Annotated in this window: 7 protein-coding genes; 4 read left to right on the top strand and 3 right to left on the bottom strand. The window is 29.0% G+C overall.

The annotated features are described in order from the left end of the window. Window positions 1-978: T9SS type B sorting domain-containing protein (locus tag AC3ATN_RS06500; RefSeq protein ID WP_487532456.1), on the top strand; the 978-nt coding region annotated here is incomplete at its 5' end. A gap of 182 nt (window positions 979-1,160) precedes the next feature. Here the strand turns inward: AC3ATN_RS06500 and AC3ATN_RS06495 are convergent. Both AC3ATN_RS06495 and AC3ATN_RS06490 read right to left on the bottom strand, forming a co-directional pair. After that, window positions 1,161-1,535: a DNA topoisomerase IV gene (locus AC3ATN_RS06495; RefSeq protein ID WP_487532455.1), complete on the bottom strand. Its 375-nt coding sequence runs from the start codon at window positions 1,533-1,535 to the stop codon at window positions 1,161-1,163. Window positions 1,536-1,548: 13 nt separating this feature from the next. Beyond that, window positions 1,549-1,914, bottom strand: coding sequence for a helix-turn-helix domain-containing protein (locus AC3ATN_RS06490; protein WP_487532454.1), 366 nt, complete (start codon window positions 1,912-1,914; stop codon window positions 1,549-1,551). A gap of 265 nt (window positions 1,915-2,179) precedes the next feature. Here AC3ATN_RS06490 and AC3ATN_RS06485 point away from each other — a divergent pair, with 265 nt between their 5' ends. The 3 genes from AC3ATN_RS06485 (at window position 2,180) to AC3ATN_RS06475 (ending at window position 6,459) form a co-directional block, all read left to right on the top strand. Beyond that, complete coding sequence (locus AC3ATN_RS06485; protein ID WP_487532453.1) at window positions 2,180-3,274, top strand: DUF2817 domain-containing protein; 1,095 nt, start codon at window positions 2,180-2,182, stop codon at window positions 3,272-3,274. A 105-nt stretch (window positions 3,275-3,379) separates the two neighbouring features. Continuing rightward, window positions 3,380-3,862, top strand: a complete 483-nt coding sequence (locus tag AC3ATN_RS06480; RefSeq protein WP_487532452.1) for an Lrp/AsnC family transcriptional regulator — start codon at window positions 3,380-3,382, stop codon at window positions 3,860-3,862. Between the two features lie 8 nt (window positions 3,863-3,870). Further along, entirely contained in the window at window positions 3,871-6,459 is a 2,589-nt protein-coding gene (locus AC3ATN_RS06475; RefSeq protein WP_487532451.1) for a phosphoenolpyruvate carboxylase, read from the top strand. Here the strand turns inward: AC3ATN_RS06475 and aroB are convergent. Next, window positions 6,456-7,514: a 3-dehydroquinate synthase gene (gene aroB / locus AC3ATN_RS06470; protein WP_487532450.1), complete on the bottom strand. Its 1,059-nt coding sequence runs from the start codon at window positions 7,512-7,514 to the stop codon at window positions 6,456-6,458. The genes AC3ATN_RS06475 and aroB overlap by 4 nt on opposite strands. Between the last annotated feature and the right edge of the window lie 6 nt (window positions 7,515-7,520).

The raw sequence follows: 7,520 nt of genomic DNA, 5'->3' as shown, positions 1-7,520 counted from the left end.
TTATTAGCCGATTGTGATGGCGATGGGGTTACTAATGGTGATGAATTAACACCACTAGATGGAGAAATACCAACGGACCCTTCAAATCCATGCGATTATAATACATCGGATATTACTTTAACTCAAACAGGTGCTTATTTATTAGCTGATTGTGATGGCGATGGGGTTACTAATGGTGATGAATTAACACCACTAGATGGAGAAATACCAACGGACCCTTCAAATCCATGCGATTATAATACAGCAGATATTACTTTACCTATTACCTCTATAGCTGGATGTAATGCAGAAATAAGTGTTACAAAAATTGCCAATATTACAGGAACAGGTTTAGGAGATACAATATATTACACAATAGTTGTTGAAAACACGGGGAGTGTAGGCTTAACAAATATCACTTTAGTAGATGTGTTTTTAAATTCAAATGGTAATTCGCTAACCCTTACTACAGAACCTTATTTTATCAGTTCAGATATGGGTAGTGTCGAAGGTATGTTGATGGTTGGAGAGAATGCTACCTATATGGCAGATTTTGATATTACACAAGAAGCTATAAATGCAGGAGGAGTTAGTAATAGTGTAATTGTCACAGGGACAACAGTTAATTCTGTAATTGTCACTGATTCTAGTGATGATGGAGATGATCTAGATGGAAACACCAATGATGATCCAACAGAAACAAATTTAGGAGTATGTCTAATAGTTTATAGTGAATTTTCTCCAAATGGAGATGGAGTTAATGACAATTTCGTTATTGGATGTATAGATAATTATCCTAATAATAAGTTGGAAATTTATAATCGTTGGGGGAATATCGTATATAAAATGAATAATTATAATAATGAATGGAATGGGGCTTCAAATGGAAGAGAAGTTTTTAATGATTCAAATGACTTACCAGAAGGTACTTATTATTATAAGTTAGAGTTAGGAGATGGATCGCTCCCAAAAATTGGTTGGTTATACTTAAATAGATGATAAAACATTTAATATGATTGATGAATATTTATTAAAAATAATGTGCCTTTTGGAGTTGTGTCTATTTACAGTAACGGAAGGACATATTCTAGAGGCCATTCTGGGATTGAGCATGAAAAGCTTTTGCAAATTGTATTAATTGTTTTAGCAGTTTTTATTCCATATAAAAAATAAATTTCACTTTAATCTACTTTGGTTATTTCACCTCTTTGCGTATTTTTCAAATCTCCAACTAACGAGTATTCAAAGAGGTAACTATCTTTTTTTGTAGTTAAAATCCGCATTCTTATTGGTCTTTTGTCTTGATTAGTTTTTGGGTGTATTTTTGTTAAAATACACTCACAGTCATTCACCCATCGAATCGAAGCAGAGTCAACTTTTCCTTGATAAAACTCTATTTCGAGTGTGTCGTTTCTAATAAACCGTGAAGTTTCAAGGCTAGTATTAACGATAGTCTTAAATTCAAATGTTCCGTTATGAAAAGGAAGACAATCCCTGTTGGGTGAATAACAAGAAGCAGTAGTAAATAATATTATACAATAAAAAAGTAATCTCATACGTGTAAAAGTACTAACTCTTGAGGTTATATTTCTCAAAAGTTCCATCGGAATAAAGCATTACTAAGGACTTTTCTTTTTTTTGAACCTGTGGATCACTCAATCCAATCTCTAATTGTGAATTATCCTTTTTAGAGTCATTTAAGGCGTTTGAATCCGTTTTGGCTACATTAGAAGATGAAATATTAGAATCACCTCCATAAACAAGCTCTAAGAGAGAGGTTTCTGGAAAAACTTCAGTGATTTTGATTAAAAACTCTAAACTGGGTTTGTTTCTTCCTGAGATAATGTGAGATATTGAAGATCTTTGGACTCCTATTTTTTCGGCAAAACCAGAAGCTGTTAATTCATTGGATTGAATAAGATTTTCTATTCGCATTGTTATTTCCTTATAGTTTAACATTGTAAACAGTAAAATATTTTTATATTATTTATAAAGATACAATAAAATAAACAATATAAAAACAGGCTAAATAATTATATCTATTGTTTAAATATTCAATATAAACTATTGAAAATAAAGTACTTAATAATTAATATTTTTTTTTGTTTACCAAAAGTAACCGTTCGAGTTTTTTTTGTTTACGTGTGTAATATTATCTGTTTACAAAAATTAACATTCATTGAGTTACCTTTGAAAAGTAATGTCAGTCAAAGAAAAATTTATTGATCGCTACCTTGATCCAGATAAATTAAATTCATTTTTAAAGGGCTTAAAAAACTTAAATGATTTATCAGTTATCGGATATAGTAAGGAAAAGAGACCTATTTATTTACTCAATAGAGGAAATGGTCCTATAAAAATTTTACTTTGGTCTCAAATGCATGGAAATGAAAGCACCACCACCAAGGCGCTTTGTCAATTACTAGAACTCCTTGAAAACAAGGCTCATCAGGGACTTTTAAATAAACTAACTATTAGAATAATTCCACAGCTTAATCCTGATGGAGCTGCAAGATATACGAGATACAATGCAAATAATATTGATTTAAACAGGGATGCTATTGATTTAACTCAATCTGAAAGTCAAGCTTTATCTTTTGTTTTTAATGAGTTTAAGCCTGATTTTTGTTTTAATCTTCATGATCAAAGAACTATTTATGCTACAGGTAAAACGGGTTTACCAGCAACAATTTCTTTTTTAGCTCCTTCAGGGGATCCTAAGGGGTCTATTTCTCCTTCTAGGGAAATTTCTATGAAAATCATAGCAGCAATCTATAAAGAGCTTCAAACTGAGCTTCCTGATCAAATTGGACGATATGATGACTCTTATAACATAAACTGTTTTGGAGACAGGTTTTCAAGTCTTGGAGTTCCGACTATTTTAATTGAGGCAGGACATTTTCAAAATGATTACTTCAGAAATCTTACTGCAAAATTTATTTTAAAATCTTTAATTGATGCAATCAAAGTCATTTCTAATGAAGATTATAATAATTACAAGGTAGATCAATACTTGAATATTCCAGAAAACAGGATGAATTACTCAGATTTATTAATTACCGGGGTATGTATAAGTGATAATGGTAAAGTATATAATAATCAGGAACTAGTAGTGAATTTTAAAGAAATTTTGATTAGCTATAAAATTGAGTTTATTCCTTACATGATTGAGTATTCAGATTCTTGGAAGGGATTATCTCATAATATAATTGATGCTAATTCTATTGGAATTAAAAATAAAATTGTTTTTGATAAACAAAAACCTCTAGATCAATTTAAGTCATTTATAAATTGATAATTTTTTAATTTATATTTTAAATATTTATCAATTTTATTATAAATTGTTTAAATATTTTTATTTTTACTAAAATATGAATGATAATGATGAATTTCCTACAAAATGAATAATATTCCAAAAACTGATCAAATTGATAGGCAAATTCTTGATATTTTAATTGAAAATACTCGTATACCTTTTACTGACATTGCAAAACAACTTCTTATTTCTCCAGGTACAGTTCATGTCCGAGTAAAAAAAATGGAAGAAATTGGGATTATAAAGGGTTCATCATTAAATATAGATTATCAAAAGTTGGGATATTCCTTTATTGCATATGTTGGAATTTTTCTTGCTAAAACACAAAAGACTAAAACAATAATTAATGAGCTTAATTCTATTCCTTATATCACTGTAGCCCATATCACTACAGGTAAGTTTAATATATTTTGTAAATTAAGGGCAAGAGATACAAGTCATGCGAAAGAGATAATTTTTTTAATTGATGATATTGATGGAATTAGTAGAACAGAGTCTATGATTTCTCTTGAAGAAAGTATAAATGATAAAAAAAGACTGATGCATTCTATATTTAATAATCTATAAATATTTCTATGGCTAGAAAGCCAAAAATTGACAGATTTAACGAAATTGTTAATTCAAAATATCAGGTTTACAACAGTTTGTTTTTAACATTACCATTTGATAGTATAGAAAAAACATCATTATTGCTTCCTCTATTTAAAAACTTTTGTAGTGAGGGTTATAAAAATGGAGATAATCCAGATCAAATATTTAATTCCTTTTTTGAAAAAATCATTCCAGACTATTCTATTGATGATCAGAATGATCTAATGTTTAACTTTATCAAATACATTGAAAGACAAATTGTTTTATTCGATGCAATTGAAGATGCCGGGTTTTCATATGTGAATAACATGCACGGAAGAGGTACTTTACGGTACATTAAAGAAGAGGTTGTAAGCACCAACAACGTTCTTAAATTAAAGGATTATTTAAACAATTTTAGAGTCAGAATAGTTCTCACTGCTCATCCAACTCAATTCTATCCAGATAGTGTTCTTGGAATTATTAATGATCTCTCTTCTTCAATTAGTAAGGATTCGCTAGGGGATACTAAAAAGTTACTAAATCAACTCGGAAGAACCCCTTTTTATAAAAGTAAAAAACCATCTCCTTATGATGAAGCAAAGAGTCTAATTTGGTATTTAGAAAATATATTCTACTATTCGGCAGGAAGCATAGTTAATTATTTAAATGAAAATATTTTTGATGGAAAAAATAATCTAAAAAATTCAATTTTTGATTTTGGATTCTGGCCTGGTGGTGATAGAGATGGAAACCCATATGTAACCCCTGATATTACTCTTAAAACTGCAAATAAATTAAAACATTCAATTTTACGTAATTATTACAGATCATTAAGATCCTTGAAACGTAAACTTACTTTTAAAGAAGTTTTTTTTAAAGTTGAAGATTTAGAAAATTCAATATATAATTGTTTAATCAATCCCAAAAAAAATGATCTATCTGTTCAATATTTAACAGATGAATTAAATCATATTTATAAAATAGTTTGTGAAAATTACGATGGATTATATGGAGATTTAGTTCTTGATTTAATTCATAAAGTTAAATTATTCGGTTTTTATTTTGCAAGTCTTGATTTACGTCAAGATTCAAGTATACACAATTTAGTTTTCAATGATATTATGAGTCATCATCAGGTAAAAAAATTATTTGATCCAACTTCAATTAAATACTCAGATCTTGATTCCGAATCAAAATGTAAATTACTAACAAGAATTAAAAGTAATCTTAGTCCCTCAATTTTTAAAAATAAAAATACTAATGAAACTCTTCATAGTATTCGTGTGATGAAAGAAATTCAATCATCTAACGGTGAAATGGGTTGTAATCGATACATAATAAGTAATTGTGGTAGCTTAGAATCAATTCTTCAAGTTTTTGCCCTTATGAGGTTAAGTGGTTGGAACAAACCCAAGGTCGATATTATTCCTTTATTCGAGACAATATCAGATTTAAAAAACTCTTCAAAAATAATAGAATCTTTATTTCTAAATAAGACATATTTGGCTCATTTAAAAACAAGGGGAGTTAAACAGACAATAATGTTGGGATTTTCGGATGGAACCAAAGACGGAGGATATTTTATGGCTAACTGGAGTATATATAAGGCAAAAGAAGAACTCAGTAGATTAGGAATTAAATATAATATTTCTATTGTGTTTTTTGATGGGAGGGGAGGACCTCCAGCTCGAGGCGGAGGAAGAACTCATGAATTTTACAACTCTTTAGGAGATACAATTCAAGCAGATGAAATTCAGTTAACTATTCAAGGTCAAACAATAAGTTCAAATTTTGGAACTTTGGATTCTTCCCAATTTAATTTAGAGCAGCTTTTAAGCTCTGGGATTAAGAATCAAATATTTGCAAAAAAATCTAGTAATTTCAATATTGACGATAAAAATACATTAAACTCATTAGCTGATTTAAGCTATGAAGCTTATGAGAAATTTAAATCGCATCCAAAGTTTTTAAAATACTTAGAAAATATGACAACACTTCCATATTATTCAAAAACAAATATAGGAAGTCGACCTTCAAAAAGAGGAATAACTAAAGAGCTTTCCTTGGATGATTTGAGAGCCATTCCTTTTGTTGGAAGTTGGAGTCAGTCAAAACAAAATGTACCTGGATTTTTTGGGGTCGGCACCGCTCTAAATCATTTTAAAACTAAAAATATTTTCGACAAAGTTAAGACCTTGTATAATAATAGTTCTTTTTTTCGAACTTTGATTGCAAACAGTATGATGAGCTTAACAAAATCATTTTTCGAGTTAACATCTTACCTTTCAGGCGATGAAGAGTATGGTGAGTTTTGGAATATTATTTACAATGAGTTTAAGCTAAGCGAAAAAATGATTCTTGAGCTAACTGGTTTTAAGTCATTAATGCAAAATGAAAAAGCTGGGAAAGCCTCCATTGAGATTCGGGAGTCTATTGTGCAGCCTCTAATTACAATACAACAATTTGCATTAATTCAAATTCAGAAAAATAAAAAAAGAAAACATTTAAGTTCTGAGCTTTTGAATGTTTATGAAAAAATTGTTACGAGGTCATTATTTGGAAATATTAATGCTAGTAGAAATTCAGCTTAAGAATAATAATATTTAAATCCAGACTTAATTTGCTCACTAGTCACAGCTTGGTCAATTTTTGGATTGCCGATTGAATTTAATAAAACAAAATTTACATTACCATGACTATTTTTTTTATCAAACTTCAATAGAGAAATTATTTTTTCTTGATCTAATTTGTCAATCGTGACAGTTGTAAAAATTGACCTAAAAACACGTTTTATTTCATCTGCTTCAGATTGTTTTAAAGAACATTTTTCAATAGACATAGATGCCTCAATAACCATTCCTATTGCAATTGACTCACCATGAGTTAGCTTTTTTAAATGATTTGCTTCTAAAAAATAAGATTCAATTGCATGTCCAATCGTATGACCAAAATTTAAAATTTTTCTTTCATTATTTTCAAATGGATCTTTTAAAACTATTTCATTTTTAATATTGATTGAATTATAAATAAGGGGTAATATGTTTTTAGTATTTTCATTAATATTTAAAAGACTATTCCAATAATTTTTATCATTAATCAATCCGTGCTTTAACATTTCAGAATAACCACTTTTGTATTCTCTTTTTGGCAGGGTTTTTAAAAAACGAGAATCAATTATAACTAGTTTAGGATCCACAATGAGTCCTATTTGATTTTTTATATTGCCAAAATCTATTCCTGTTTTCCCACCAATTGAAGCATCAACCATCGAAAGTAAGGTGGTTGGTATATTAATAAAGTCAATCCCTCTTTTAAAAGTTGAAGCAATAAATCCCCCCATATCAGTTATTACTCCACCACCTAGATTTATTATCAAACTTTTTCTATCGGCGCCCTTATCTGATAGTAGTTGCCATGTTTTTTGACATGTTTCTATTGTTTTATACTCTTCCCCTGGGTAAATCGAAATTATATGAGTTTCAGTTAATATCGCTTTTTTAAAGATGGGTAAACAATATTTTTTTGTGTTAGAATCAACAATCACAAATAGAGAAGAATAGTTATTTTTTTGAATTAACTCATAAAGCTTATCAAATCCTTTTTGACTAAATTGAACAGAGTAGCTCCTTGCTATAATTTCCTTCATTAATCA

The sequence above is a fragment of the Candidatus Marivariicella sp. genome (assembly GCF_983056325.1).
The sequence above is the reverse complement of the archived record's forward strand: the minus strand, read 5'-3'. Positions and strand labels throughout refer to the sequence as shown.

Bases quoted from the DNA above. Each gene is read 5' to 3' on its own strand.
- aroB (WP_487532450.1), bottom strand. From the start codon at position 7,514: ATGAAGGAAATTATAGCAAGGAGCTACTCTGTTCAATTTAGTCAAAAA.
- AC3ATN_RS06495 (WP_487532455.1), bottom strand. From the start codon at position 1,535: ATGAGATTACTTTTTTATTGTATAATATTATTTACTACTGCTTCTTGT.
- AC3ATN_RS06475 (WP_487532451.1), top strand. From the start codon at position 3,871: ATGGCTAGAAAGCCAAAAATTGACAGATTTAACGAAATTGTTAATTCA.
- AC3ATN_RS06485 (WP_487532453.1), top strand. From the start codon at position 2,180: ATGTCAGTCAAAGAAAAATTTATTGATCGCTACCTTGATCCAGATAAA.
- AC3ATN_RS06490 (WP_487532454.1), bottom strand. From the start codon at position 1,914: ATGCGAATAGAAAATCTTATTCAATCCAATGAATTAACAGCTTCTGGT.
- AC3ATN_RS06480 (WP_487532452.1), top strand. From the start codon at position 3,380: ATGAATAATATTCCAAAAACTGATCAAATTGATAGGCAAATTCTTGAT.